The sequence below is a fragment of the Marinobacter sp. M3C genome (assembly GCF_023311895.1).
GTDB lineage: Bacteria > Pseudomonadota > Gammaproteobacteria > Pseudomonadales > Oleiphilaceae > Marinobacter.
Genome location: NZ_CP092284.1, coordinates 923191 through 949507, shown reverse-complemented (window position 1 = coordinate 949507; position 26317 = coordinate 923191). Strand labels below are relative to the sequence as shown.

Below are 26317 nucleotides of genomic sequence, written 5' to 3'. Positions count from 1 at the left end.
ATGAGCAGGGCGTATAACTTTTGTGCAGGCCCGGCAACCTTGCCGGAACAAGTGCTGCGACAGGCACGGGACGAAATGCTCGACTGGCGCGGAACCGGCATGTCGGTGATGGAAATGAGCCATCGCAGCGACGAGTTTGTGGAAATTGCCGAAACTGCCGAGCAGGATGTGCGTGAATTGGCTGGAATATCAGACGATTACGCCGTTCTTTTCATGCAGGGCGGTGCTTCTAGTCAGTTTGCAACTGTGCCCCTGAACCTGCTGGGTAACTCAGCCTCTGCTGATTACGTAAACACCGGTATCTGGTCCGAAAAAGCCATCGCAGAGGCCCGCCGTTACGGCGATGTCAATGTGGTGGCGAGCTCTGCCGAGTGCGGTTTTACCACCGTGCCCGATCAGGCCAGCTGGAAAACCCGTGCCGATGCCGCTTACCTGCATTACACGCCCAATGAAACTATTGGCGGGCTGGAGTTTGATTTTGTTCCCGACAGCGGTAAGGTGCCGCTGGTTGCGGACATGTCATCCACCATGTTGTCACGCCCTATAGATGTCTCGAAATTCGGACTTATTTACGCCGGCGCGCAGAAAAACATCGGTCCTTCCGGCCTTGTGGTTGTCATTGTTCGCAAAGATTTGCTGGGTAAAGCCCACGCAAAAACCCCGACCATGATGAATTATCAGGTGATTGCTGATAACGCTTCCATGTTCAACACGCCGGCTACCTATTCCTGGTACCTGGCGGGTTTGGTTTTCAAATGGTTGAAAGATCAGGGCGGCGTAAGCGCCATAGGCGAGCTCAACGCCCGCAAGGCAAAAAAACTGTACCACTTTATTGATACTAACCCGTTCTACGCCAACCCTATTGACCCGCGCTTTCGTTCCTGGATGAACGTGCCCTTCATCCTTGCAGACGATGCGCTGAACAGCGCTTTCCTTAAAGGTGCTGATGAACGTCAGTTGCTGAACCTGAAAGGTCACCGGTCCGTAGGCGGCATGCGTGCCAGCATCTACAACGCTATGCCGGAAGCTGGCGTAGACGCACTGATCGCCTACATGGCGGAATTTGCCAAGGAGCGCGGTTAATCATGAGCGATGAGCAAGCTCGATTGGCGGAACTGCGCGACGAAATAGACAGTATTGATCAGCAAATTATGGAGCTAATCAGTGCCCGCGCCCGCTGCGCCCAAGAAGTGGCCCATGTAAAAACGGCCGCCAATCCGGGGCAGGACGTGCTTTTTTACCGGCCTGAACGCGAAGCTCAGGTGCTGCGCCGTATTATGGAGCAGAATCCGGGGCCTTTGCCCAGCGAGGAAATGGCGCGTTTGTTCCGTGAAATCATGTCGGTGTGCCTTGCGCTTGAAAAGCCCATGCACATTGCTTTTTTGGGACCGTTGGGGACCTTCACACAGGCCGCTGCGCTCAAGCACTTCGGCCATTCGGTGGTCAGCGTGCCTATGCCTGCCATTGATGCCGTGTTCCGCGAAGTGGAATCCGGGGCTGCGCACTACGGCGTGGTGCCGGTTGAGAATTCCACCGAAGGCATGATCAACCACACTCTGGATATGTTCATGTCGTCGCCGTTAAAAATCTGCGGCGAAGTGCAACTGCGCATTCACCACCACCTGATGGTGTCGCCGCAGCACGATGGCGTGGAAATTACCCGAATTTACTCGCACCAGCAGTCCTTTGCCCAATGCCGCCAGTGGCTGGATACCCACCGCTATGGCATCGAGCGTATCACCGTTTCCAGCAACGCCGAGGCGGCGCGCCGTGCCGCAGCGGAGCCTGGCTCTGCCGCCATTGCCGGTGATATGGCGGCAGAGCTTTACGGTTTGGTCAAGCTGGCCAACAGTATTGAAGACCGGCCTGACAACACCACCCGTTTTCTGATTATCGGCCGCGAAGCGGTTACCCCCAGCGGGCACGATAAAACGTCGGTGCTGGTGTCTATGCGCAATAAGCCGGGCGCCTTGTATCAGTTGTTAGAGCCGTTTCACAGCCATGGCATCAGCCTGACCCGTATTGAAACCCGGCCTTCGCAAACAGGCACCTGGGCCTATGTGTTCTACATCGATTTTGAAGGCCATATGGACGACGAACCCGCCTGCAAAGTATTGGCCGAAGTGGATGCAGAAGCGGTAGAACTCAAACGCTTGGGCTCTTACCCTATTGGTGTGCTTTAACCCGCTTAAAGGATAAATCATGGCGATTGATTACCAGAGTCTGGCAGTATCCGGTGTTCAGGCGCTATCGCCTTACCAGCCAGGCAAGCCGATTGCAGAGTTGGCGCGGGAGTTGGGCTTGAACCCGGCCGACATCATCAAGCTGGCCAGCAACGAAAATCCGCTGGGCCCCAGCCCGAAAGCCGTGCAGGCCGCGCAAAAAGCCATGGGCGAGTTGTGCTTGTACCCTGACGGTAACGGCTTTGATTTGAAACAGGCATTGTCCAGCCGTTTTGTTGTCGGAACGTCACAACTGACTCTGGGCAATGGTTCTAACGACCTGCTAGAAGTGATCGCCCGTTGCTTTGCCGGTGCTGATGACGAAGTGATCTATTCCCAGTACGCCTTTGCCGTTTACCCGATTGTGACCCAAGCGATTGGTGCACGGGGCGTGTGCGTTCCAGCGTTGAACTGGGGGCATGACCTGAATGCCATGGCAGCGGCGATTACCGAACGCACAAAACTGATTTTTGTGGCCAATCCCAATAACCCCACCGGTACAGTTCACGGCGCCAAAGCCTTACAGGCGTTTATGGACACAGTGCCCGCACGGGTGCTGGTGGTGTTAGACGAAGCCTACTGCGAATACATGCAAGGCGAGGATGACGCCGACGGCCTGTTGCTGTTGCCCGATTATCCCAATCTGATTGTTTGCCGCACTTTTTCCAAAGCCTGGGGCCTGGCGGCGCTGCGCATCGGTTACAGCATCAGCTCTGCGGCTATTGCCAACATTCTTAATCGGGTACGCCAGCCGTTTAACGTGGGCAGCGTGTCTTTAGCAGCGGCTACGGCGGTGTTGAGCGACGAAGCTTATCTGGATGAAGCACGCAGGGTGAACCGTGATGGCCTGGCTCAGCTTAGCGCTGCGTTTGATGCCATGGGACTGTCGTATATTCCGTCTACGGCGAACTTTATTGCGGTAGACGTGGGTGAGCAGGCCATGGATGTTTATCAGGCGCTTTTGGCGCACGGCGTAATTGTGCGCCCTGTCGCCGGTTATGGCATGCCGCGGCACCTGCGGGTGTCGGTGGGCCTTGCGAGAGAAAACGCGCGCTTTATTGAAGCTTTATCACAAGTTCTGATGACGTCCGGGCAGGGCGCTTAATATGCCCATAGCTCAGCCTCTGTTTCAGCGTGTTGCGGTGATTGGCCTGGGGTTGATCGGCGGCTCGCTGGCTGCGGCCCTGCGCGAAAACAAACTGGCGGAAGAAGTGGTGGGTTTTGACACCCGCGCCGACGAACTGGCCCTGGGCGTAGAGCTGGGTGTGATCGACAGCGCTGCAGAATCTGCCGCGCAGGCGGTCAGCGGCGCCGATCTAGTGGTGCTGGCAGTGCCCGTAAAAGCTATCCAGTCGGTGTTGCGGGAAATACAATCGTCGCTAAAGGTCGATGCTGTTATTACCGATGTGGGCAGTACGAAAAGCGGATTTGTAAACGATGTGCGCGCGGTTTTGGGACACTTGCCGGCAACGGTAATACCAGGCCACCCCATTGCCGGCTCGGAGAAAAGCGGCATTCGAGCGGCGAATCCGCAGCTGTTCGCCAAACACAAAGTCATTTTGACGCCTGCGGATAATGCTTGCCCGCAAGCCTTGGGCAAAGTAACCGCCATGTGGCGCGCCTGCGATGCTAACGTGCTGACCATGGCCGCGGAGCATCATGACGAAGTGTTGGCAGCCACCAGCCATCTGCCTCATCTTATCGCGTTTTCCTTGGTGGACACCCTCGCCGGCGACGACCAGAATATGGATATATTTCGCTACGCGGCCGGCGGATTCCGTGATTTTACCCGCATCGCTGCCAGCGACCCGGTTATGTGGCGTGATATTTTTTTGTCAAATCGCGACGCTGTGCTGCTCACGATCGACCGGTTTACCCAAGATCTCGACCAGCTGCGTTCGGCCATTGCCGACCAGGATGGAGACACTCTGCTGCGGGTTTTCACGCGTGCTAGAGCTGCTCGCGAACACTTTTCAAAAATGCTCTCAGGACAGGCCTACGTGACTAACAATACAGAACATCAGGTGACCTTCCGGGCTCAGCCCGCCGGCCCAATTGTGGGCGATATTCGGGTGCCGGGCGACAAATCCATGTCGCACCGCTCCATTATGTTGGGTGCCTTGGCCGAGGGCATTACCGAAGTGAACGGATTTCTGGAAGGCGAAGACAGTCTGGCCACGGTACAGGCGTTCCGCGATATGGGTGTGACCATTGAAGGCCCCGACGACGGCTTCGTGCGCATTCACGGTGTTGGAATGAACGGCTTGCAAGCGCCGCGCGGGCCCATTTATTTGGGCAACTCCGGCACAGGGATGCGGTTGTTTTCCGGTTTGCTGGCGGCTCAGGCGTTTGATTCCGAACTGGTGGGTGACGCCAGCCTTACCAAACGGCCGATGGGCCGGGTGGCTGACCCGCTGCGCGCCATGGGTGCAGTGATTGATACGGCCGAAGGCGGGCGGCCACCGCTGAAAATTCGCGGCAACCAGCCGCTGACAGGCTTTCACTACGACATGCCGGTGGCCAGTGCCCAGGTAAAATCTTGCCTGTTACTGGCAGGATTATACGCCGATGGCGTCACGTCAGTCACCGAGCCTGCACCCACGCGTGACCATACCGAACGCATGCTGGAGGGTTTTGGTTACCATGTGTATCGCGATGACGCGACCTCCAGCGTCAGCGGCGGCGGCAAGCTGGTTGCTTGCAATATTGATGTGCCGGCCGACATTTCGTCCGCGGCTTTTTTTCTGGTAGCCGGCAGTATCGCGCCAGGCTCTGACTTGACATTGCGCCATGTCGGTATGAATCCCACGCGTGTAGGGGTGATTAATATACTCCGGCTAATGGGTGCAAACATTGATGTCAGTAATGAGCGCGCGATTGGCGGCGAGCCGGTGGCGGATGTTCGCGTGCGTTACGCCCTACTAAAAGGCATCGACATTCCTGAAAGGGAAGTGCCGCTGGCCATTGACGAGTTTCCGGTGCTGTTCATCGCTGCTACTTTCGCCGAAGGCCGCACCACGCTGCGAGGCGCGGAAGAGCTGCGGGTTAAAGAAAGTGACCGCATTCAGGTAATGGCGGACGGTTTGGCAGCGGTAGGCGTTAAAACCACGGTCACCCCCGACGGCATCATTATCGACGGAGGTCAGACCATGACCGGCGGTATTGTTAACAGCCACGGCGATCATCGCATTGCCATGTCGTTTGCGGTGGCCTCACTGCGTGCAAAAGGCGAGATTGTCATCAACGACTGCGCCAACGTCGCAACGTCGTTCCCCGGTTTTGTCGAGCTGGCGCAGCAGGTGGGTATGAATATCCAAAGCCAGGGAGGTGCCTGATGGGTGTGCAGCCAGTAACGGTTATAACTGTGGATGGCCCGGGTGGTTCAGGTAAGGGTACTATTACCCAAATGCTGGCGCGCAAGCTGGGCTGGCATCTGCTGGACAGCGGTGCTCTTTATCGTTTGACTGCATTGGCGGCCGAGCGCCAGGGCGTGGCGCTAGACAACGAGCCCGCTCTGGTAGCGGTGGCGGCCAGTTTGGATGTCACTTTTGAGCCCACACCCCCCGGGGAGCCCGCAAAAGTGTTGTTGGCCGGTGAGGATGTAAACGCTGCGATTCGCACCGAACAGTGTGGCAATAACGCGTCTAAAGTGGCGGTGATGCAGTCCGTTCGAGATGCTCTGTTGCAGCGCCAGCGCGATTTTCGTAAGGCGCCAGGCCTGGTAGCCGACGGTCGCGATATGGGCACAGTGGTGTTCCCGGACGCACCGGTAAAAATCTTTTTGACGGCCAGCGCTGAAGAGCGGGCGCAACGCCGTTTCAGCCAGTTGCTGCAAGCCGGCGTCGATGTTAGTATTGCCAACGTTTTAGAAGAGATTCGGGTACGTGATGAACGGGATATGAATCGTTCAGCTGCCCCGCTTAAGCCCGCGGATGATGCGCAAGTCATTGATTCCACAGGGTTAAGCATAGAAGAGGTGTTAGACAGGTGTATGGCAGCAGTAGGCCAGGCCTGACGGCACCTCTTTGCCATTGGAAATCCGGGAACAGCATAATCTGCCAGCCCCAGGCTGATTCCGGACTTAATTAACAGACCGTGTTGCTGGCGGCACGAGATACTTGCGTTGAACATATAGGACTCATAATGAGCGAGAGCTTTGCGGATCTTTTTGAAGAAAGTCTAAAAGAAATTGATATGCAGCCAGGTTCCATTGTTCAGGGAACCGTTGTTGATATCGATAGCGACTGGGTCACCGTTAACGCCGGACTAAAGTCCGAAGGCGTTATCCCCGCCTCCCAGTTCCTGAATGAAAAAGGTGAGATGGAAGTAGTCATTGGCGACGTTGTAGACGTTGCCCTTGAAGCAGTTGAAGACGGTTTCGGCGAAACCCGCCTATCCCGCGAAAAGGCCAAGCGTGCAGAAGCCTGGACAGTACTTGAAAAGTCCTTCGCAGCGGAAGAAGTGGTTAAAGGTATTATTAACGGCAAGGTTAAGGGTGGTTTCACCGTTGATCTGGCTGGTATTCGTGCGTTCCTGCCGGGCTCCCTGGTGGACGTTCGTCCGGTTCGCGATACCGCGCACCTGGAAAACAAAGAACTTGAATTCAAGGTTATCAAGCTCGACCAGAAGCGTAACAACGTGGTTGTTTCACGTCGTGCCGTTCTGGAAGCTGAAAACAGCGCCGAGCGCGAAGCTCTGCTGGAAACCTTGACCGAAGGTCTGACAATTAAGGGTATCGTCAAGAACCTGACCGACTACGGCGCGTTCGTAGATCTGGGCGGTGTTGACGGCCTGCTGCACATCACCGATATGGCCTGGAAGCGCATCAAGCATCCGAGCGAAATCGTGAACGTTGGCGACGAAATCAACGTCAAGGTTCTGAAATTTGACCGTGAGCGCAACCGCGTATCACTGGGCTTGAAGCAACTGGGTGAAGATCCCTGGGTTGAAATCAAGGCTCGCTACCCAGAAGGTAGCAAGGTCACAGCACGCGTTACCAACCTGACCGATTACGGCTGCTTTGCTGAGCTGGAAGAGGGCGTTGAAGGCCTGGTTCACGTGTCTGAAATGGATTGGACCAACAAGAACATCCATCCTTCTAAAGTTGTCCAGGTTGGCGACGAAGTGGGTGTGATGATTCTGGATATCGATGAAGAGCGTCGTCGTATTTCTTTGGGTATCAAGCAGTGTGTATCCAACCCATGGGAAGACTTCTCTGGCAACTTTAACAAGGGCGACAAAATCTCCGGTAAGATCAAGTCAATCACTGACTTCGGTATCTTTATCGGTCTGGACGGTGGCATTGACGGTTTGGTTCACCTGTCTGATATTAGCTGGAACGAGACTGGCGAAGAAGCCGTACGTGAATACAAGAAGGGCGACGAAGTTGACACCGTTATCCTGTCTGTAGATCCCGAGCGTGAGCGTATCTCTCTGGGTATCAAGCAGCTGGAAAGCGATCCGTTTGCAGAGTTCGTTCAGTTGAATGATAAAGGCTCTATCGTTAAAGGGATTGTTTCTGCCGTCGACGCCAAGGCAGCTACTATTACCCTGAGCGATGAAGTTGAAGCCATTCTGAAGGCTTCCGAAATCAGCCGTGACCGTGTTGAAGATGCACGCAACGCGCTGAAGGAAGGCGAAGAAGTTGAAGCTAAGATCATTAGCATTGATCGCAAAAACCGCATTATCAACCTGTCCGTCAAGTCGAAAGACGTTGAAGACGACAAGCAGGCTATTGAGACTGTGCGTACCAAGACTGCAGAAAGCTCCTCCGGTGCGACCACCATTGGTGATCTCATTAAGGAACAGATGCAGCAGCAGAACGCCAACAAAGATTAATTTCTGAGTTGTGTCAAAAAAACGGGCTCTAAGAGCCCGTTTTTTTTGTGTTTTTTTTCGGTGTGGCTAAACTACAGCCATGGTAAAGTAGATTCATTCATCGAATAATAACGCAAGAGGGGAACACCTCATGACAAAGTCGGAATTGGTTGAGTTAATCGCTTCAAAGCAGACGCAGTTGTCGGTAAAAGATGTGGAACTGGCGGTAAAAACCATCATCGAGCATATGTCCCGATCCTTGGCAGATGGCCAGCGCATCGAAATTCGCGGTTTTGGTAGTTTTTCTCTCCACCATCGCGCCGCGCGGGTAGGGCGTAACCCGAAATCCGGTGAAGCCGTGCAATTACCGGCAAAATTTGTGCCCCATTTCAAACCGGGCAAAGAGCTGCGTGAACAGGTCAACGAGAGCCTGAAACAAGGTTTCTGATGTTGCGTTGGGTGCCGTTTCTCAATCGGGCCTGAACGGCCTTCAGGAGTTCTATTGTTATGGCGGGATTACAGAAAATCCTGATCGTTCTATTGGTATTAGTGCTGGTTCTGTTGGCACTGGTGTTCTCGTTGAATAATCAGATGGCCGTTCCGCTGAACTTTCTGGTTTTTGAAACCCGCCCCTATAGCGTGGCCATGTGGATTATTCTGGCTTTTGTGCTGGGAGCGCTGATGGGCGTTTTGATGGCCACACTGGCTACGGTAAAAGCCAAAGTGTCGCGGCGATCCCTACAGAAAAAACTTGCACGTACCGAACAAACACTTGAAAAAGAGCGGGCCCAGAACGACCGGACGGTTTAATGGACATGATGTTTCAGTGGCTGCTGGTTAGCACGGCAGTCGCGGTTGGTTGGGCAGTTGGCCGCTTCGGGGGTTCGCGCAGCCGCAATGAAGTAATAGCCGATGAAGAATCGGTGCGTGACCGTTTGCAATTTCTGTTCACCAACTACTCCGACCAGGCCGTTGATAACTTTGTTCAGTCACTGGCGGTCAACCGCGACACCGTTAGCCTGCATTTATCCATTGGCAGTCATTTCCGTAACAAAGGCGAAACAGACCGAGCAATTCTGATTCATCAGAATTTACTTGACCGCCCTGAGCTTCCCGCCCGTTATTCTCCTCAAGTGACTCTGGAGCTGGCTCTGGACTATCTCAATGCTGGTTTGCTTGATCGTGCAGAGGCGCTGTTGCAGCAGCTGATGGGCGATCGTGAGTACGGCCGCAGTGCTGCAGTCCAACTGATTGATCTGTACGAGCGCGAGCGGGAGTGGGATAAAGCTTCGCGGGTAGCCCACACGCTCACCCGCGGTGACGCAGATCCGGCCATGTTTAAAATTCTGGCCTATCTGACCTGCGAAAAATCGGAGCAAGCACTGCGCCAAGATGACCGCTGGGGCGCCCAGCGCTTGGCCAAAGAAGCGCTGGAGTTCGACCGTTCTTGCGTGCGCGCTACACTGATACTGATGAAATTGCTGACCCGGCAGGGCAGCTTCCGCGAAGCCGGCACTATGGCGATTAAAGTGTTCGAACAGAACTCCGACTTCGGCCCGGAAGCCATCGACCAGCTGATGACGCTGGAACGCGAACACGGCGACATCGGCAAGCTCGGTGGTAAGTTGCGCAAACTTTATGAAAGCTACCCCAGTACCAGCTTGCTGCTGGCGCTGGTAGAGTCGGTAGAGCGCCGCTCCGGCCGTCTGGCAGCCATTGACCTGCTTCGTGGTGAATTGGAAGCTCGCCCTAGCGTACGTGGCTTATTGCAGCTGGTGGAAATGGCTGGTTACGAAAAAAGCATGACCACCGATGAAGGCCGTCTGGTCAGCCGTATCGGCGAACTGATACTGCTTAACCGTCCGGTTTACCGCTGCGTAAACTGCGGTTTTGATGGCCAGCAGCTGCATTGGCTTTGTCCGAGTTGCCGCCAATGGGAAACCGTTCGTCCGATACAGGGCGTAGACGCAGAATAAACCAGCGTTCCGCCACACATCACATTCATTCATTTAACGTCAGGAACCTCAGCGTGCAAGGCACCCTAGTATCCCCCATCATTGTTGCCCTCGATTTCCCCTCTGATCAGCCCGCATTAGCCCTGGCCGATCGGCTGGATTCAAAAAAGTGCCGCCTGAAAGTGGGCAAAGAGCTGTTCACCAGCAGTGGTCCGGCTTTAGTTCGTGAGCTTCAGCAGCGTGGCTTCGAGGTGTTTCTGGATTTGAAATTCCACGACATTCCCAATACCGCCGCGGGTGCGGTTGCCGCAGCGGCTGACTTGGGTGTGTGGATGGTGAACGTGCACGCCTCCGGCGGCGAAAAAATGATGATCGCTTGCCGCGAACGCCTGGAACGCTTCGGCGCCGACAAGCCGCTGCTGATTGCGGTCACCGTACTGACCAGCATGACGGAACACGATCTTAGCGGCATCGGCATCAATGTCTCCGCCGAAGAGCATGTATCGCGCCTGGCCACCCTGACCAAAAACTGCGGCCTGGACGGCGTCGTCTGCTCAGCGCAGGAGGCGCCCAAGCTAAAAGCAGAGCAGGGCGCAGCCTTCCAGTTAATCACCCCCGGCATCCGCTCGGCCAGCGCCGACAAAGGCGACCAGCAGCGCATTATGACCCCCGCAGCGGCCTTAAAAGCCGGCTCCGACTACCTGGTCATTGGTCGCCCAATAACCCAGGCTGCTGATCCTCTGGCTGCTTTGGAAGCGATCTATGCTGAGGTGGCGGGCTTGTAGCTCGCTGCTGTTTCTGGCTTTACCACGGCAAACATCAGAACGAAAAAGCCCGCTAATCCAAAGAATTAGCGGGCTTTTAAATAGTGGCTCCCCGAGCTGGGCTCGAACCAGCGACAAACGGATTAACAGTCCGTTGCTCTACCAACTGAGCTATCAGGGAACATCGTCGTAAGACGAAGCGCGTATACTAGACATGCCGCCTCGCCTCGTCAACCCCTCCGGGGAAATTATCCCAGAGCTTTCTTCAGCCGTTCAATCGCGTTCTTAAGAATTTCCTGACTGGTGGCGAAACTCAATCGCATGTGCCCTGGCATACCAAATGCCGAGCCAGGAACCAGCGCTACGCCTGCTTCTTTCAACAGCTTTTCCGCGAACTCCACATCATTGCTCACGCTACTATCAGCGTCAATCGCGCCCTGAAAACTAGGGAATACATAAAAAGTACCGTCGCCTTTCAAGCACTCAACGCCCGGCAAGGTGTTCAAGGCCTCTACCAGGTAATCGTGACGTTCGTGGAACGCTGTTACCATGGTCTGCACGCAGTCTTGACTACCATCCAGTGCCGCTTGCGCAGCTGCCTGTGAAATAGACGCCGGGTTAGACGTGCTTTGCGACTGAATCTTCTTCATCGCGCCAATAACCTTGGCAGGGCCTGCGGCATAACCGATACGCCAGCCAGTCATGGAATAGGCTTTAGACACGCCGTTCAACACAAAGGTACGATCGTACAATTCCGGGGTGGCGTTCAGAATGTTGCAAAAAGGCTTACCCGTCCACAAAATGGGTTCGTACATATCGTCGGTTGCAATCATCACCTGCGGGTACTTTTTCAGCACCTCGCCCAAAGCTTGCAATTCTTCGAGAGTGTACGCCATGCCGCTGGGGTTAGACGGGCTGTTGATCACAAACAGGCGGGTGCGATCGTTGATCGCGTCTTCCAGTTGCTGTGGGGTGATCTTGAAGCGGGTTTCGGCGGTGCTTTCCAGAATGACGGGCTTGCCTTCGGCTACCAGCACCATGTCCGGGTAAGACACCCAATAAGGCGCAGGAATAATGGCTTCGTCGCCGGCGTTCAGAACGGCCAGGGCAAGGTTGAAAAAGCTTTGTTTGCCACCACTTGATACCAGTACCTGGTTGGCTTCGTAATCTAGGCCATTGTCGCGTTTGAATTTCGCAATAATCGCCTTCTTCAACGCCGGAGTGCCGTCGACCGCGGTGTATTTTGTCTGGCCGTTGTGAATGGCCTCAATCGCAGCCGCCTTGATGTGATCTGGCGTATCGAAGTCTGGCTCACCAGCGCCAAGGCCAATAATGTCCTGGCCTGCAGCACGAAGTTCTGCCGCTTTGTTAGTGACTGCTAGAGTGGGGGAAGGCTTGATTGACTGTACACGGCTGGAAAGTTGAAGGTCCAAACTTGCGCTCCTTAAAGCTGCATCTAAAAAAGGCTGCGATCGGCCGGAGTCAGCTGCGCTGGCTGAACCTCCTCCAGCCGTCGATCAGGAAGATATTAGCACGAAGCCGGCGCAACACTAAATTTCTCTGTATTATTTACCTACTATCTAAACACTGTCTAAGCACTATCTATGCCCCGTATCTCGGTAAGATAGTGCCAATTTCCACGGCTTACAGAGCCATCGAGGATTTTCTCAGGTTATGGTCAACAGCTTTGAAAACGTTGAACAACCCAATGTGGGTGAGGGCGCTTTTCAGGTGCACTCACCCTACCTTCCGGCCGGTGATCAACCTAAAGCCATAGAAGCCCTGGTGGACGGTATCAAATCGGGGCTGGCCCACCAGACCCTGTTGGGGGTGACTGGTTCCGGTAAAACCTTCACCATTGCCAATGTCATCCAGCAGATTCAGCGGCCCACCATCGTGATGGCTCACAATAAGACTCTGGCCGCCCAGCTGTACGGCGAATTCCGCGAATTTTTCCCGAATAACGCGGTCGAGTATTTCGTGTCTTACTACGACTATTACCAGCCAGAAGCTTACGTGCCGTCATCCGACACGTTTATTGAAAAAGATGCCTCCATCAACGAGCACATCGAGCAGATGCGGCTGTCGGCTACAAAAGCTCTGCTAGAACGCCCGGATGCAATCATTGTGGCGACGGTATCGGCCATTTACGGTCTGGGCGATCCGCAATCTTATAAAAAGATGATGTTGCACCTGGATCGCGGTGATCAAATGGATCAGCGCCTTATTTTGAAACGTTTGGCTGAATTACAGTACACCCGTAACGACATCGAATTTCATCGCGCAAATTACCGTGTGCGCGGCGATGTGATTGACGTGTTTCCGGCGGAGTCAGAAAAAGAAGCCATTCGCATCGAGCTGTTTGACGACGTGGTAGAAAATCTGAGTTTTTTCGATCCGCTGACCGGTGAGATGCTACGCCGTGTGCCGCGGGTAACGGTATACCCAAAATCTCATTACGTAACGCCTCGGCAAAACGTTCTGGACGCGATCGAGCACATTAAGGTAGAACTTGACCAGCGCCTGACGCAGCTGCGTGACAACAACCGCCTGGTGGAAGCCCAGCGCCTGGAAGAGCGCACCCGTTATGACATGGAGATGATGCAGGAACTGGGTTACTGCAACGGTATCGAAAACTACTCCCGCTACCTGTCGGGCCGGCCCCCCGGTGAGCCGCCACCCACGTTATTTGACTACCTGCCTGCAAACGCTTTACTGGTGGTGGACGAATCCCACGCCAGTATTCCGCAGATCGGCGCCATGTATAAAGGCGATCGCTCGCGTAAGGAAACTCTGGTGGAATACGGTTTTCGCTTGCCGTCGGCGCTGGATAACCGTCCAATGAAATTTGAAGAATGGGAGCGCATTGCGCCGCAGATGATTTTTGTGTCGGCCACCCCTAGTAACTACGAAGCCGAGCACCAGGGTCAAGTGGTTGAGCAAGTTGTTCGGCCGACCGGCCTGCTGGATCCGGAAATTGAAGTGCGGCCAGCGTCTACGCAGGTTGACGATCTGATATCAGAAATTCACGCCAGGGTAGCGGTCAATGAGCGGGTGCTGGTGACCACACTCACTAAGCGTATGTCAGAAGATCTCACCGACTTTTTGATGGAGCACGATATCCGCGTGCGCTATCTGCACTCGGATATCGACACGGTCGAGCGGGTGGAGATAATCCGCGATTTACGCCGCGGCGAATTTGATGTGCTGGTGGGCATTAACCTGCTGCGTGAAGGTCTGGATATGCCGGAGGTGTCGTTGGTGACCATTCTGGATGCGGATAAGGAAGGCTTTCTGCGTTCCGAGCGTTCGCTGATTCAGACCATTGGCCGCGCCGCCCGTAACATCAACGGCAAAGCGATTCTGTATGGCGATCGCATTACCGGCTCTATGCAGCGGGCGATTGATGAAACCGCGCGCCGGCGGGCTAAACAGGCTGAGCACAACGAAATACACGGCATTACGCCCCAGGGCATGACCAAAAAAATTGCGGATGTGATGGAAGGCGCCAGCAGCGGTGGCCGTGGCCGCAACAAATCGAAGCGCCCGGGTCAGCAGGCGGCAGAAGAAGCCGAACATTACCGCACTCTGGTGGGCAAAAAGTCGCCGCAGGAAGTGCTCAAGGAAATATCACGACTGGAAGACGAAATGTACAAGGCGGCTGCCGATCTGAATTTCGAGACGGCGGCGCGATTGCGTGATGATATTTCCGAGTTAAAAGAAGCGTCGCTGCGCACCGGATAACCGGTGCAGCAGCCTGATAATTTCGTTAGCTAAAGCTCACGTTAAAGATCGCGTTTTGGCCCCACAATCACCGCGGCTTGCAACGGCTGATTGCTGCCATAACGGGAAATTTTGCTGAACACCCGGCGGTCGATGGGCAGGTATTGCTTGTCGGCCACGGTTTCCCCTTCCTCTACATCAATCTCGGGATCGTGCAGGTATACGAACTGGTCGTCCATGGCGCACACGGTTACCCAGTGAGGTACCCGGCTGCGGTTTAGCTGCCAGGTGCTGATCAGAATCAGTGGGATGCGCCCGTCCAGCAGCGCTTGCTCTAACCCCGTCAGGGTCAGCGGGTCGTGATGGAGTTCAATGCCGGTTTGGCCGAGGTCGTGCATAAAACCTTCGTGTACCAGCTCCAGCACCCGTTTTTTATCGTCGTTACGCACCGTGTCTTTAAACAATGCGCCTTCGTTGCTGATCCACGCGCTGGCCTCAAAACCTCTGTGCCAGGCCGCCAGTGCCAGGCCGTGGGGGCCGCAGCCGCCGTGGCCAGAGAGCATAAAAATGGTGGTCGCCTCACGCCAGATTTTCAGTTCTTCCAGGGTCGTCAGTGACTGCTGTTGGTTCAGCGCTGCCATCGCCATAATCAGCGCCGCGGGGCCGCAGGTAAATTCGGTGGTCTGGGGGTAATAAGGTATCTGCGGGAATTGCGCGCCCGGCGTGTAAAACAGAATGCGGCGTTCAAAGCGCAGGGCGTTACCGTGATCTTCGTAATAATCCCGATAACTGCCAAACTGTCGGTAACCCAAACGTTTATAAAGCGCAATGGCGCCGCGGTTGTCTTCCCGTACTTCCAGACGCATTACAATGCGCCCTGCGTCTGCCGCCTCAGTTTCAGCCATTTGAACCAGCTTTTCGCCGATGCCTTTACCACGAGAACCGGGGTTAACGGCAATGGAGTAAATGCGCGCCAGGCGAGTTGCCGCGCTCATCAATACCAGGCAGTAACCCAGCAGGATGTCGCCGTCGCTGGCCAGTAGTAACCGGTCCCGCGGCATTTCCAGAAAACGGCGAAAGCTGCGGCGAGAAATTCGGTCTTCACTGAAGCAGTGGTGCTCCAGCGCCACAAGGGCGTCAAGATCGTCACTGACGGCCTGGCGAAGCACAATTGAAGACATAAATCGGTGGCCTGAACAGAAGTACACAAGGGCATGCGCATACGCTTCCCGTATGGGCGTATTATGGGCTTGCGCCGCGCTGGTGCAAGCATTGTAAGTATGCGTAAAAGCACCGATCATATGATGATTGTAGCGCACTGAATTGCCGCGTATTGTTGCGAAAATCCACTGATGTCATCCGCTGGATGCCGTCCTTTGAAGGTAGCGCCCAAATATGTCTCGATTGTTGATTGTGGTAGATCGTGCCAAAGACTGGGCGCCGTATTATCCCAGTACAGACGTGCTGACGTTTGATCAGTACCTGCAATTCTCTGCGCCGGCTTCGAGCCGGGTGCGAGTGATCAACCTGTGCCAGAGCGCCCGCTACCTTAGCCGTGGCTATTACTGTTCGCTGCTTGCAGAAGCCCGCGGCCACAACGTAGTGCCTTCGGTGATAACGCTGAACGACTTGAGCCGCAAAGGCCTGTTTTCGTTGCAGCTGGAACAGCTGGACGCCAGCGTGATTGAATGGCTGGATGCGGCCATTGTGCCTACAGCGGAGAATTCTCATTCTGCGAAGGAAGTGCGTATACGCACGTATTTTGGCGAGTCGTCCCAACCGGAATTAAAACCGGTAGCGCGTGCGCTGTTTGATCGCTTCCCATGTCCGATTCTGGAAGTGGTGTTCAAACGCCGTAAAACCTGGCAGATCGAATCCATGAAGCCGGCCGCGCCGGTAGATTTGCAGGAACAGGAGCAAGACGTGTTTGCCAGCTCGCTGGACCGTTTCAGCGGTATGGTGTGGCGCAAGCCCCGTGCCCGTCGAAACTATCGTTTTGATCTGGCCATTCTGGTGAACCCGGATGAGGAGATGCCTCCCAGTGACAAAGAAGCCCTCAAACGCTTCGAAAAAGCCGGTCGCAAGCTGGGCATTAACGTAGAGCAGATCACCCGCCGCGATTACATGCGCATTCCAGAGTACGACGGTCTGTTTATTCGCGAAACCACCGCTATTGACCATCACACCTACCGCTTTGCCCGCAAGGCCGAAGCCGAAGGGCTGGTCGTTATTGACGATCCAGTGTCGATTCTGCGTTGCACCAACAAGGTGTACTTGGCCGACCTGTTAAAAAACAACAAGGTGCCCACGCCAAAAACTCTGATTCTGTCGAAAGATCAGAAAGACGCGGTAGAGCAGGTCATCAGTGAGTTGGGCTTCCCGGCGGTCATCAAAATACCCGACGGCGCTTTTTCCCGCGGCGTTAACAAGGCCGAAGATGAAAAATCTCTGCGCGAAGGCTTGAAGGAGCTGTTCAAGCAGTCGGCGCTGGTACTGGCTCAAGAATATTTGTATACCGATTACGACTGGCGCATTGGCGTATTGGGTGGGCGTGCCATTTACGCCTGCAAATACCTGATGGTGAAGGGCCACTGGCAAATCTACCAACATACGGAATCCAGCAGCAACAGCGGCGGTTTTGAAACCATGCCCACCTATGAGGTGCCGCGAAATGTGATTCAGGCGGCGCTGAATGCAACCCGTCTGATCGGTAACGGCCTGTACGGTGTAGACATCAAGCAGTCTGGTAACCGGGTAGCGGTGATTGAGGTGAACGACAACCCCAGCATTGACGCCGGGGTGGAAGATCTGTTCCTGGGCGGTGAGCTGTACACCCTGATCATGCAGGAATTCCTGTCGCGGATGGAAGCCAACCGCAGTCGCTAAGCCGTTAAGACGTTAAAAATCGTTTACAGGCCGCTGCTCAGTCGGCGGTCTGCCACACTCTGAGGCTGCCAAACCAGTGGCACTCGCCGAGCTGTGTGCGTAGCCCGGCGCTATCGAAATCGCCCTCGCTGCCGTCCAGAAATAGCTCCAGATGCACCTTGTTCTTCAGGTAGTGTAATCGCAGTCGGTTGCCAGTAGGCGCTTCAGGCGTGATTTGATGTATGGCCTTCTGAATGATTTTGCGAGAGGGCATTAATGAAGACGTCGGGTGGTAGCTTTCATCGTCTTCTGCATCAATGTGAAAGCTGATGTCACGGATGTTATCCAGCTCTTTGCGCATAGCGCCTACCACGCGCATACCCACTTGGTGCCCTTCCGATACGCTGACGTCCGGGCGTACCACTAAATGCACATCCAACAGGATATCGTCGCCCATGCGCCTGCTGCGCAGTTCGTGCACATCACGAACGCCGTCAATATCACTGGCAATGGCAAGCAATCGCTCTGTGTCTTCAACAGAAAGGCCTGTGTCGACCAGTTCCTTCATAGAACTCCAGCCAAAGCTCCAGCCCACATGGATGATAATGCCTGCCACAACAACCGCTGCTAGCGTATCTAGCCACAAATAGCCCAGCATGGCGCCAATGGTAGACAGCACCACAATACCGGATGAGAAAGCATCAGTACGGCTATGCCAGGCGTTGGCAATGAGCAGATCTGAACGTATCTCCTGGCCCACCTTACGGGTGTAGCGAAAAATCCATTCTTTGCCCACCACCGACAACAGCGCGACAACCAGCACTGGCCAGCCCGGCGTGAAGGTTAGGTCGTCTGTGAATAGCCGTTGCACGTTTTCCCAGGCCAGGGCGGCGCCAACGGCAATTAGCAGACTGCCCATTAACAAGGTGCCAAACGTCTCAATGCGTTGATGGCCATAGGGGTGGTCTTCATCCGGTGCCTGCCGCGATATCCGCATCACACCCAGTACCATCAAGTCAGAGGCCACGTCCGTGAACGAGTGAATGCCATCCACCACCAGCGCGTGAGAATGGAACAGAGTACCTACCACCATCTTGAACAGCCCCAAGATAGCGTCCAGCACCATGCCAATTACAGTAACCCGGCTAGCGGCCTGTTTTTCCTTGTCCAGGTTGGCGTATTTGTTACCGGGTGCCGGTGTCGTGTGTTCCATAGCGAATGCTCCAAAGCGCGTTTAACAATGCAAATCAAGTCTTGCCTGTTAGCCGGAATGAACCAGCGGATGGTGGCGAGGTGTTTAAATGTCGTCAAAGTGTCGTTGTATTACTGCGTATATAGATCAAAAACAGTGTGCTTTCTGCTGATTTTATGCACATATAGAGTGTAAGCCGGTTGGCAGCCAACATGTCTGTTATTTTAAAAAGGTGTCGATTGCGAAGTATATAGGTTTATGAAAATAAAGGAAATTTTTACTGATCAAAAAGTGATCAATTAGTAGCCGGGCGCTGCTTGCAAGGCGTGGCACGCGTTAAACCGGCATTTTCAACAGAGTTATCCACAGATTCCGTGGACAAGCCTGAGTGGAGCCAACCAGACAATGAGTTACGACGAAAATCGAATCGCACCCTAACCGCGCAGGATGCTGTGGAAAACTTCCGGTATACTCCGCACACGAATTTTTAGCGAGTGTGTTGAGCCGTGTCTTGGCGCGTGGGCTTGAGAGAATAGTTGAGAGTATTTTTAAGAGTGTTTTTGAGAGTATCTTTGAGGGTGTTTTGATGTACGGGATGATTCGCAACCTGCTGTTCAAGTTGCCGCCAGAGCAAGCGCACAATCTTAGCTTGAAAGGGCTGGATATGGCCCATCGGTTGGGCGTGCTAAAGCATTTGGCGCCTGCTGTTCCCGCACACCCGGTAACGGCGATGGGTCTCAAATTTCCCAATCCGGTGGGACTGGCAGCGGGACTGGATAAAAATGCCGACCATATAGACGCTTTGGGCGATCTCGGCTTTGGTTTTATTGAAGTGGGCACGGTCACGCCCTTGGCTCAGCCCGGTAACCCCGAGCCCCGTATGTTTCGCTTGCCCGAACACCAGGCCATTATTAACCGCATGGGTTTTAATAACCAAGGCTTGGGGCATTTACTGGCTCAGGTAGACCGACGCAAATTTCGCGGTGTGCTGGGTATCAACGTGGGTAAGAATAAAAACACCCCGGATCAAGATTCAGCGCTGGATTACCGCAAATGCATCACCGCCGTGTATAACCGCGCCGACTATATTACTGTCAACGTTTCGTCGCCCAATACACCAGGTCTGCGGGATCTGCAATTTGGTGATTCGCTGAAGCAGTTGTTGGCCGCTGTAAAAGATGAGCAACTCAGCTGCCAAAAAGAGCATGGCCGTTATGTGCCCATCGCGGTGAAAATAGCGCCGGATATGGACGACGCCGGCATCCGGTTTGTTGCAACGGCGCTGGTGGAAAGCGGGCTGGATGGGGTGATTGCGACGAACACAACGATTAGCCGTGAGGCCGTGGCCGGCCACGAGCACTGTAACGAAGCCGGTGGCTTAAGTGGTGCGCCGGTGCGTGAACCCTCATTGCGCGTTATTCGTGGCTTATATGCCGAGTTGGGTGAGCGGCTGCCGATCATCGGTGTGGGCGGAATTACCGATGGCGCTAGCGCGGCGGAGAAAGTTCAAGCGGGTGCCACATTGGTGCAAATCTATACCGGCTTCATATATAGAGGCCCTGGACTGATTGGCGAAGCGGCAACGGCAATTAAAGCGCTGGGGTGAGGGAATGATCAAATGTTATCCATAAAAAAGGGCCCGCCAAGCGAGCCCTTTTTGGGGAACTAAAGTCCCCTGCGGTTTACCGCGATTTTACGAGGCGGGTGGCCCCGTTCGGTTTTATCGACTACTCATCCAGTTTTCAGATTGCTCCGATTGGTGGGTTTTGGGTAAACACCGAACTCAAGTAGATCATATTATTTATGCTAAACTTTATCACTACGTCCATCACGCAGAGGTGACGGTGGCCAATCGATGAATGCCAGATACACCGGTCATTCCATCCCATTGATCTGTGCGGCCTTCTCGCCAGCCGTTTAGCCATTCCTGACGAACTTCAGTCTGGTCAATGGGACAGTTGTCTTTCGATTTACCGGACACTCCTGCGAGATAACCCCGCTTGAATGCTCGAGCAGCCATGTCTCTTTTCTGTCTTTTCATGCCGTTCCTCACTGATGGATTAACAGAAACAAGCGTGTACACATTCTGCATCGGTGTTGGCAAACGGAATGGCGAAATGGTTTTCGCTACAACCCACTATTGCCAGCTCTCACCAGAGCAGTCAGGATCCTGTTACTGGGGGCTGTTGCCCCGAAACGACGCGTCAGGTACAAGGTAGGCCGAACTGGCCTTCAAAGTACAAGACTATTTTAGTCTAAAAATATTTTTATTTAGATCTTATTTGCATAAAAATTAACCTTAAAGTGGTTAATGAGAACAATTCCAGAAACTTAGCCGTCCCGATAAAACCAGGAGTTCCACTTGTCCCTACCCCTCTTTTTTGTAACCTGTCCAAAAGGCGTTGAATATTTGCTGGCGGACGAGCTGGACGGCTTCGGCCTAAGCCTGGTTCGCCACGCGCCTGCTGGTGTGTGGGTTGAAGGCACATTGGAAGGGGGATACCGCGCTTGCATGTGGTCACGCCTGGCCAATCGGGTCATCCTGCACGTGGCGGAAGTCGCCGCAACCAGTAATGATGAACTGTATGACGGCGTGGTGCATCTGGACTGGCAGCAGCACATTGCCGTTAATGGTAGCTTCAAAGTTAATTTTATTGGCGAGAACGAAGCTATTCGCAATACTCAGTATGGCGCCCAGCGGGTGAAAGACGGCATTGTCGATCGTTTTACGGCCAGCGGCGGTAAGCGCCCTGCGGTAGAGGCCAAAACGCCCGATGTAATTGTGTCAGCGCGCTTGCACCGCGGCCAGTTAACTCTGGGCATTGATTTGAGTGGCCACAGCCTGCACCAAAGAGGCTATCGAGCCGAGCAGGGCCGGGCACCGCTGAAGGAAAATCTGGCAGCTGCGCTGCTGATTCGGTCTGGCTGGCCTGAAATAGTCGCAGCCGGCGGTGATTTTATAGACCCGATGTGCGGGTCCGGTACGCTGTTGATTGAAGCAGCGTTGATGGCTCTGGATATTGCGCCGGGCCGTCGCCAGGACGGTTTTGGTTTCGAAAAATGGCTGGGCCACGATGCCGAATTGTGGATGTCGCTACGCCAGGAAGTGGAACGTCGCGCCCACGCTGGCAAACAAGGTCGCATACCGCGTATCGCTGGTTTTGATGAAGACCGCCGAGTATTGACCACGGCACGTAACAACCTTCAGAGGGCAGGGCTGGACAGCATCATTGAGCTTACAGAAATGCCATTGCAAGAGCTTGAACTCAATGGTGACTGGGCCGAACAGGGCCTTGTAGTGACCAATCCGCCTTACGGTGAGCGCCTGAGCGAGCGCAAATCACTGGCAGAAATTTATCAGGCCTTGGGCGCGGCGGTAAAACGGGTAACGCCAAATTGGCGCCTGGGAGTGTTTACCGGGGCGCCAGAATTCGGTAAGTCCATTGGCCTGCGCAGTTTCAAACAGTACAAGCTGTTCAACGGTAAGCTGCCGGCACAGTTGCTGCTGTTCACGGTAGACGAGGCCAGCGCGCGTATTCCAAAAGATCCGGCAGCGCCGGGTGAAATCCTGCCGCGTATTGCCAACGAAGAGCGCGCCGCCATGCTGGCGAACCGCTTGAAAAAGAACGTCAAAAGCATCGGCCAGTGGGCACGAAAACAGAACATCAGCTGCTATCGCCTGTACGACGCCGACATGCCGGAATACGCATTGGCAATTGATATCTACAATGACTGGGTGCATGTGCAGGAATACATGGCGCCCAAGACCATCGACGAGCGCGCTGCCCGTGAGCGCCTGTCAGAAGCGTTGGCGGTGATACCCGACGCGCTGGGTATCCCGCGCGATCGGATGGTGTGCAAACAGCGCCTTCGTCAAACTGGCACCAACCAGTATGAAAAGCAGGCAGCCAGCGGCGAGTTTTTCCAAGTGCAGGAGCACGGCTGCACACTAAAAGTGAATTTGAAAGACTACCTGGACACCGGTTTGTTTCTGGACCACCGTCCGCTGCGCCAGTGGATTCAGCAGAATGCCCGCGGCAAACGCTTTCTGAATTTGTTCTGTTACACAGGCGCGGCCACGGTGCACGCGATTGCCGGCGGCGCCAGTCGCTCTTTGAGCCTGGATATGTCACACACCTATGTCAGCTGGGCTAAAGATAACCTGGAACTGAACCACGCTGATCCGAAAAAACATCAGGTGGATGCCGTAGATTGTCTGGCGTGGCTGGCCAGCAAGTCTAAGCCTGACCAGCGTTTTGATTTGATTTTTATGGACCCACCCACGTTTTCCAATTCGGCGAAAATGACTGGGGTTCTGGATATTCAAAAAGATCACGCCAAGCTGATTCGCCAGGCCATGCAGCGCCTGACCAACGACGGTTTGCTGGTGTTCTCCAACAACTTCCGCCGTTTCAAGCTGGACGACGAAGTCAGCGCGGAGTTTGCAGTGGAAGAAATAAGCCAAAGCACCATCGACAAGGATTTTCAGCGCAACCCGCGTATTCACCGCTGCTGGAACATTCGCCACCCGCTGCAAGCGCGAGAAGCGGGTGCTTTCTACGTTGGCTAAGGCTGAGGGGGCAGGGCCAAAACGGGGACAGATTTGAAATCTGTCCCCTAGAGACCAGGACAGGGAAAGATTGAGGATAGGGGACGGATTTCAAATCCGTCCCCTATGAATCTGTCTCTTCGGAATCTGTTTCTTCGGTGAATTCGTCGTCGCCCAGTACGCCGTAGTGCTGGGCCAACATTAGCAGCGCATACACGCCGTTTTCGGGCAGCTGCGGTTCCAGACCTTCTTCAATCAGCAGGGCGCGGCGTTGGTCTTCCAGGGTTTCGCTATCTACACCGGTGATCAGGTCGGTGATCGGTGCGACTTCAAAAGGCGCATCTTGGCCGATAGCCGTGAAAATCCGGTCAATCAGAATCTCGTCCGGATCCAGCCCGTCTACGTAAACCGTCTGGTCGGGTAAGTCCTGGTGCAATTCGCGGGTCAGTTCTATCAGCGGCACGCCCTGTTCTTCAAGGTAATGCAGGTCGATATCGCCGGTGTCGCCGTCCTCCGGCAGCCAGTCGTCTTCCGGCGCAATCATCACGGTTTTCATGGTGCCATCCACCAGCGACCAGGCCATGGCAGTGGGGAATAGGGTGTCGTCATCCTGATAGTATTCAATATCGAGAAAACACGGTTTGGCCAAGGGCTGGGCTCCTGTAAGATTGAGTATCTGGGGCTGCATAACATAGTGTTGGCGCCATTATTATAGAATTAAGGACACCATGGAACACATTGATTTCAACAACGATCTACTTTCGTTTCTGAACCAGTCACCAACGCCCTGGCACGCTGTCGCTACCATGAAAAAACAGCTGGACAGCGCGGGCTTTCATTCGCTGGATGAAAAAGACGACTGGTCACTGCAAGCCGGCACCGGTTATTACGCCATCCGCAACGGCTCGTCGATTGTGGCCTTTCGTACCGGCAATACTGACACCACCAAAGCCGGCGTGCGCATGGTTGGCGCTCACACTGACAGCCCGTGCCTAAAAGTAAAGCCCAATCCGGTACTCCGTCGCAAAGGTTTCTTGCAGCTGGGCGTTGAAGTTTACGGCGGTGCCTTGTTGAATCCGTGGTTTGACCGCGATCTTTCCCTAGCCGGGCGAGTCACTTACGTTGACGGCAACGGGCAAGTGCAAGATGCGCTGATCAACTTCTGCAAGCCGGTGGCGTTTATACCCAGCCTGGCCATTCATCTGGACCGCGAAGCCAACAGCAACCGCACGGTGAACCCGCAAACCGATTTGCCGCCGGTGCTGATGCAGGTGCCTGAAGACGACACCATCGATTTTGCCAGCCTGCTGATTACTCAGCTGAAAGCCGAGCAGGGCGTTACCGCAGAGCGCATTCTGGGTTACGAGCTGAGCTTTTACGATGTGCAGCCAGCAGGCTTTGTAGGCCTGCGCGATCACTTTATTGCTTCAGCGCGGCTGGATAATTTGTTGAGCTGTTACATCGGCTTGCAAGCGTTGCTTGAAGCAACCGGTGAACAGCCGGCGTTGCTAGTGTGCAACGACCACGAAGAAGTGGGCAGTATGTCCGCTGAAGGTGCCCAGGGGCCTTTTTTAAGCTCAGTGCTGGAACGCTGGTGTGGCGCAGGAAAAAGCCGTGCGATTGCCCATTCAATGATGATTTCGGCGGACAACGCCCACGGCATCCATCCGAATTTTATGGACAAACACGACGAGAACCACGGCCCGCTGCTAAACGCCGGCCCGGTCATCAAAGTAAATCATAACCAGCGTTATGCGACCAACAGCCGCTCGGCGGCGGTGTATCGTCATCTGAGTGACCAGTTAGGCTTGCCCCACCAGACCTTTGTGGTGCGCAGCGATATGGGTTGTGGCAGCACCATAGGGCCGCTGACGGCCGCAAATCTGGGTGTGACCACGCTGGATATTGGCGTGCCCCAGCTTGGTATGCATTCCATTCGCGAGATGATTGGTGCCGACGACGCCTACACGCTGTTCAAAGTATTAACCGGCTTCTACCAAAGCCCCCAAGTTTTTTGAAGGCCAGAAGTTGCTTGATCCAGTGCGTTAGCTCTGGTGGATGATGTAACGGGTGACGGCGGGGATAATTTTTTCAGCCGTTGTCAGCGGGTAGCCTTGAGTAACGTAAGCCGGTGGGTAGCGGCAGACAATAGAAAGACTGAAAGGCGCTTTTGGTAGTTCCAAGCTGAAGGCGTAGAGGTCTTCTCTCTCGTCCGTCGGGTTGCACGGCACGAAGTGCGCGCGGGCGAGAATGCCAGAGAAAATCGACGAGCCTTTTGCCTTGATCAGGGCTTCTTTCATAGTCCAGAGTCGATAGAAAGCGACAGTCCGTTCATGATCTGCCATTGTCGCCAAAAGCTCGGTTTCGCTTGGGTGAAACCACTCGCCGGCGAGTTCTGCGATGTTGACCCGCTGGCGTTGATATTCCAAGTCAATGCCGCAGGGGCCATAGTTGCTGATGACAATAGCAATCATGCCGCGACTATGAGCCACCGAGTAGTGCCAACCGGCTTCAACGGCTTGGTGAACAAGTGGCGCTTGCTCCGAGCGTTCAGTGATCTGCCAGCGGGTCGGTGGCACGGTTCCGGGCAATGTCGAGCTCAAAGCATGTCGTAAAAGCAGGCGAGTTTGCAGGAACTCGTGGTAGCGTTTGCCTTGATATCGGTTGAGGCGTTCGTGCTCACTGGCACCTAATAGGTGTCGTGAGGCGCTGTCATTCGGGAGCGACGTACGGGCGTCTGTATGGCACAGAAACACCCTTGTCGTTGGCGGGATCGGTTCAATCGGCAAACTTAACGACGTCTCCCTTAAGGGCAACTCCAGCCATTATGCCACCTGCATGGCATTCGTATTCTTCCCGGCTGGACATTTCCTGGCGGTCATAAAAGGAAGTGATGTTGACCACGGCGTCAGCGCCTTCCCGTTGAGCCCGCTCCTGCAAGGCAATCATGGCAGATAGGAATACCCAGCTGCAGGCGTCTTCATCGGATTTCATGAAGGCGTTGGTTTTCCGGTTGGTCACTACGCCCGGAATTCTCTGTGTGACCTGCGGATGTCCTTCATCCGCAAAATAGAACGTGATTGAGTCGTCCAGCTTTTGCTGAGCGTCAGGCGTGTTCATTGCCTCCTCAAGAGAGAGCAGGTGCTTGGTGTCACGGCTCAGGGCAGTGGATGAGAAGGTAAGAGTCAGAATGGCGGCAGCTAGAACTGGGAGCTTCACTATTATTATCC

The 26317-nt window shown here is 54.5% G+C and carries 22 protein-coding genes and 1 tRNA gene; 15 read left to right on the top strand and 8 right to left on the bottom strand.

Going from position 1 to position 26317, the window contains the following annotated elements; translation table 11 throughout:
- The 10 genes from serC to pyrF all read left to right on the top strand — a co-directional run bounded on the left by serC (window position 1) and on the right by pyrF (window position 10779).
- Window positions 1-1083: a 3-phosphoserine/phosphohydroxythreonine transaminase gene (gene serC, locus MIH18_RS04280; RefSeq protein ID WP_249014024.1), complete on the top strand. Its 1083-nt coding sequence runs from the start codon at window positions 1-3 to the stop codon at window positions 1081-1083.
- A 2-nt stretch (window positions 1084-1085) separates the two neighbouring features.
- Complete coding sequence (gene pheA, locus MIH18_RS04275) at window positions 1086-2183, top strand: prephenate dehydratase (protein ID WP_249014023.1); 1098 nt, start codon at window positions 1086-1088, stop codon at window positions 2181-2183.
- A 19-nt stretch (window positions 2184-2202) separates the two neighbouring features.
- Entirely contained in the window at window positions 2203-3327 is a 1125-nt protein-coding gene (gene hisC / locus MIH18_RS04270; RefSeq protein WP_249008452.1) for a histidinol-phosphate transaminase, read from the top strand.
- Window position 3328: 1 nt separating this feature from the next.
- Window positions 3329-5557: a bifunctional prephenate dehydrogenase/3-phosphoshikimate 1-carboxyvinyltransferase gene (locus MIH18_RS04265; protein WP_249014022.1), complete on the top strand. Its 2229-nt coding sequence runs from the start codon at window positions 3329-3331 to the stop codon at window positions 5555-5557.
- On the top strand, window positions 5557-6237 hold the full coding sequence (gene cmk / locus MIH18_RS04260; protein ID WP_249008454.1) for a (d)CMP kinase: 681 nt from the start codon (window positions 5557-5559) through the stop codon (window positions 6235-6237). Before MIH18_RS04265 ends, cmk begins: the two co-directional genes overlap by 1 nt.
- A 128-nt stretch (window positions 6238-6365) precedes the next feature.
- Complete coding sequence (gene rpsA / locus MIH18_RS04255; RefSeq protein WP_249008455.1) at window positions 6366-8060, top strand: 30S ribosomal protein S1; 1695 nt, start codon at window positions 6366-6368, stop codon at window positions 8058-8060.
- A gap of 130 nt (window positions 8061-8190) precedes the next feature.
- Window positions 8191-8487 (top strand): integration host factor subunit beta, encoded by a 297-nt coding sequence (locus MIH18_RS04250; RefSeq protein ID WP_014870821.1) that lies wholly within the window; start codon window positions 8191-8193, stop codon window positions 8485-8487.
- A 59-nt stretch (window positions 8488-8546) separates the two neighbouring features.
- Window positions 8547-8849: a LapA family protein gene (locus MIH18_RS04245; protein WP_249008456.1), complete on the top strand. Its 303-nt coding sequence runs from the start codon at window positions 8547-8549 to the stop codon at window positions 8847-8849.
- Window positions 8849-10015, top strand: coding sequence for a lipopolysaccharide assembly protein LapB (gene lapB, locus MIH18_RS04240; protein ID WP_249008457.1), 1167 nt, complete (start codon window positions 8849-8851; stop codon window positions 10013-10015). The genes MIH18_RS04245 and lapB overlap by 1 nt, the downstream gene beginning before the upstream one ends.
- Window positions 10016-10068: 53 nt before the next feature.
- Complete coding sequence (gene pyrF / locus MIH18_RS04235) at window positions 10069-10779, top strand: orotidine-5'-phosphate decarboxylase (protein WP_249008458.1); 711 nt, start codon at window positions 10069-10071, stop codon at window positions 10777-10779.
- A gap of 84 nt (window positions 10780-10863) precedes the next feature.
- Here pyrF and MIH18_RS04230 read toward each other — a convergent pair.
- Both MIH18_RS04230 and MIH18_RS04225 read right to left on the bottom strand, forming a co-directional pair.
- A tRNA-Asn gene (locus MIH18_RS04230) sits at window positions 10864-10939 on the bottom strand.
- Window positions 10940-11006: 67 nt separating this feature from the next.
- Window positions 11007-12191, bottom strand: a complete 1185-nt coding sequence (locus MIH18_RS04225) for a pyridoxal phosphate-dependent aminotransferase (protein ID WP_249008459.1) — start codon at window positions 12189-12191, stop codon at window positions 11007-11009.
- 241 nt (window positions 12192-12432) lie between these two features.
- Here MIH18_RS04225 and uvrB point away from each other — a divergent pair, with 241 nt between their 5' ends.
- Window positions 12433-14502 (top strand): excinuclease ABC subunit UvrB, encoded by a 2070-nt coding sequence (uvrB, locus tag MIH18_RS04220; protein ID WP_249014021.1) that lies wholly within the window; start codon window positions 12433-12435, stop codon window positions 14500-14502.
- A 41-nt stretch (window positions 14503-14543) separates the two neighbouring features.
- Here uvrB and MIH18_RS04215 read toward each other — a convergent pair whose 3' ends face one another.
- On the bottom strand, window positions 14544-15662 hold the full coding sequence (locus MIH18_RS04215) for a GNAT family N-acetyltransferase/peptidase C39 family protein (protein ID WP_249014020.1): 1119 nt from the start codon (window positions 15660-15662) through the stop codon (window positions 14544-14546).
- Between the two features lie 214 nt (window positions 15663-15876).
- On the opposite strand from MIH18_RS04215, the gene MIH18_RS04210 reads away from it, so the two are divergent.
- Window positions 15877-17367: a RimK family protein gene (locus MIH18_RS04210; RefSeq protein WP_249014019.1), complete on the top strand. Its 1491-nt coding sequence runs from the start codon at window positions 15877-15879 to the stop codon at window positions 17365-17367.
- Window positions 17368-17404: 37 nt separating this feature from the next.
- Here MIH18_RS04210 and MIH18_RS04205 read toward each other — a convergent pair whose 3' ends face one another.
- Entirely contained in the window at window positions 17405-18559 is a 1155-nt protein-coding gene (locus MIH18_RS04205; protein ID WP_249014018.1) for a cation diffusion facilitator family transporter, read from the bottom strand.
- Between the two features lie 565 nt (window positions 18560-19124).
- Here MIH18_RS04205 and MIH18_RS04200 point away from each other — a divergent pair.
- Window positions 19125-20144 carry a quinone-dependent dihydroorotate dehydrogenase gene (locus MIH18_RS04200; protein WP_249014017.1) on the top strand — a complete coding sequence of 340 codons (1020 nt, stop codon included), beginning with the start codon at window positions 19125-19127 and terminating at the stop codon, window positions 20142-20144.
- Window positions 20145-20366: 222 nt separating this feature from the next.
- Here the strand turns inward: MIH18_RS04200 and rmf are convergent, their stop codons facing one another.
- On the bottom strand, window positions 20367-20579 hold the full coding sequence (rmf, locus tag MIH18_RS04195; RefSeq protein WP_249014016.1) for a ribosome modulation factor: 213 nt from the start codon (window positions 20577-20579) through the stop codon (window positions 20367-20369).
- A gap of 321 nt (window positions 20580-20900) precedes the next feature.
- Between rmf and rlmKL the strand changes: the two genes are divergently transcribed.
- A complete protein-coding gene (gene rlmKL, locus MIH18_RS04190; protein ID WP_249014015.1) occupies window positions 20901-23108 on the top strand; it encodes a bifunctional 23S rRNA (guanine(2069)-N(7))-methyltransferase RlmK/23S rRNA (guanine(2445)-N(2))-methyltransferase RlmL in 2208 nt (735 codons plus the stop codon).
- A gap of 103 nt (window positions 23109-23211) precedes the next feature.
- On the opposite strand, the gene MIH18_RS04185 is transcribed toward rlmKL, so the two are convergent.
- Window positions 23212-23736, bottom strand: a complete 525-nt coding sequence (locus tag MIH18_RS04185; RefSeq protein ID WP_249014014.1) for a hypothetical protein — start codon at window positions 23734-23736, stop codon at window positions 23212-23214.
- 79 nt (window positions 23737-23815) lie between these two features.
- On the opposite strand from MIH18_RS04185, the gene MIH18_RS04180 reads away from it, so the two are divergent.
- Entirely contained in the window at window positions 23816-25105 is a 1290-nt protein-coding gene (locus tag MIH18_RS04180) for a M18 family aminopeptidase (protein ID WP_249014013.1), read from the top strand.
- A 27-nt stretch (window positions 25106-25132) separates the two neighbouring features.
- Here MIH18_RS04180 and MIH18_RS04175 read toward each other — a convergent pair whose 3' ends face one another.
- A complete protein-coding gene (locus MIH18_RS04175; RefSeq protein WP_249014012.1) occupies window positions 25133-25876 on the bottom strand; it encodes a 4'-phosphopantetheinyl transferase superfamily protein in 744 nt (247 codons plus the stop codon).
- Window positions 25866-26306 carry an excinuclease ATPase subunit gene (locus tag MIH18_RS04170; RefSeq protein WP_249014011.1) on the bottom strand — a complete coding sequence of 147 codons (441 nt, stop codon included), beginning with the start codon at window positions 26304-26306 and terminating at the stop codon, window positions 25866-25868. Before MIH18_RS04170 ends, MIH18_RS04175 begins: the two co-directional genes overlap by 11 nt.
- Window positions 26307-26317: the final 11 nt, after the last annotated feature.

Bases quoted from the DNA above. Each gene is read 5' to 3' on its own strand.
- serC (WP_249014024.1), top strand. From the start codon at position 1: ATGAGCAGGGCGTATAACTTTTGTGCAGGCCCGGCAACCTTGCCGGAA.
- pheA (WP_249014023.1), top strand. From the start codon at position 1,086: ATGAGCGATGAGCAAGCTCGATTGGCGGAACTGCGCGACGAAATAGAC.
- hisC (WP_249008452.1), top strand. From the start codon at position 2,203: ATGGCGATTGATTACCAGAGTCTGGCAGTATCCGGTGTTCAGGCGCTA.
- MIH18_RS04265 (WP_249014022.1), top strand. From the start codon at position 3,329: ATGCCCATAGCTCAGCCTCTGTTTCAGCGTGTTGCGGTGATTGGCCTG.
- cmk (WP_249008454.1), top strand. From the start codon at position 5,557: ATGGGTGTGCAGCCAGTAACGGTTATAACTGTGGATGGCCCGGGTGGT.
- rpsA (WP_249008455.1), top strand. From the start codon at position 6,366: ATGAGCGAGAGCTTTGCGGATCTTTTTGAAGAAAGTCTAAAAGAAATT.
- MIH18_RS04250 (WP_014870821.1), top strand. From the start codon at position 8,191: ATGACAAAGTCGGAATTGGTTGAGTTAATCGCTTCAAAGCAGACGCAG.
- MIH18_RS04245 (WP_249008456.1), top strand. From the start codon at position 8,547: ATGGCGGGATTACAGAAAATCCTGATCGTTCTATTGGTATTAGTGCTG.
- lapB (WP_249008457.1), top strand. From the start codon at position 8,849: ATGGACATGATGTTTCAGTGGCTGCTGGTTAGCACGGCAGTCGCGGTT.
- uvrB (WP_249014021.1), top strand. From the start codon at position 12,433: ATGGTCAACAGCTTTGAAAACGTTGAACAACCCAATGTGGGTGAGGGC.
- MIH18_RS04215 (WP_249014020.1), bottom strand. From the start codon at position 15,662: ATGTCTTCAATTGTGCTTCGCCAGGCCGTCAGTGACGATCTTGACGCC.
- MIH18_RS04210 (WP_249014019.1), top strand. From the start codon at position 15,877: ATGTCTCGATTGTTGATTGTGGTAGATCGTGCCAAAGACTGGGCGCCG.
- MIH18_RS04205 (WP_249014018.1), bottom strand. From the start codon at position 18,559: ATGGAACACACGACACCGGCACCCGGTAACAAATACGCCAACCTGGAC.
- MIH18_RS04200 (WP_249014017.1), top strand. From the start codon at position 19,125: ATGTACGGGATGATTCGCAACCTGCTGTTCAAGTTGCCGCCAGAGCAA.
- rmf (WP_249014016.1), bottom strand. From the start codon at position 20,579: ATGAAAAGACAGAAAAGAGACATGGCTGCTCGAGCATTCAAGCGGGGT.
- MIH18_RS04180 (WP_249014013.1), top strand. From the start codon at position 23,816: ATGGAACACATTGATTTCAACAACGATCTACTTTCGTTTCTGAACCAG.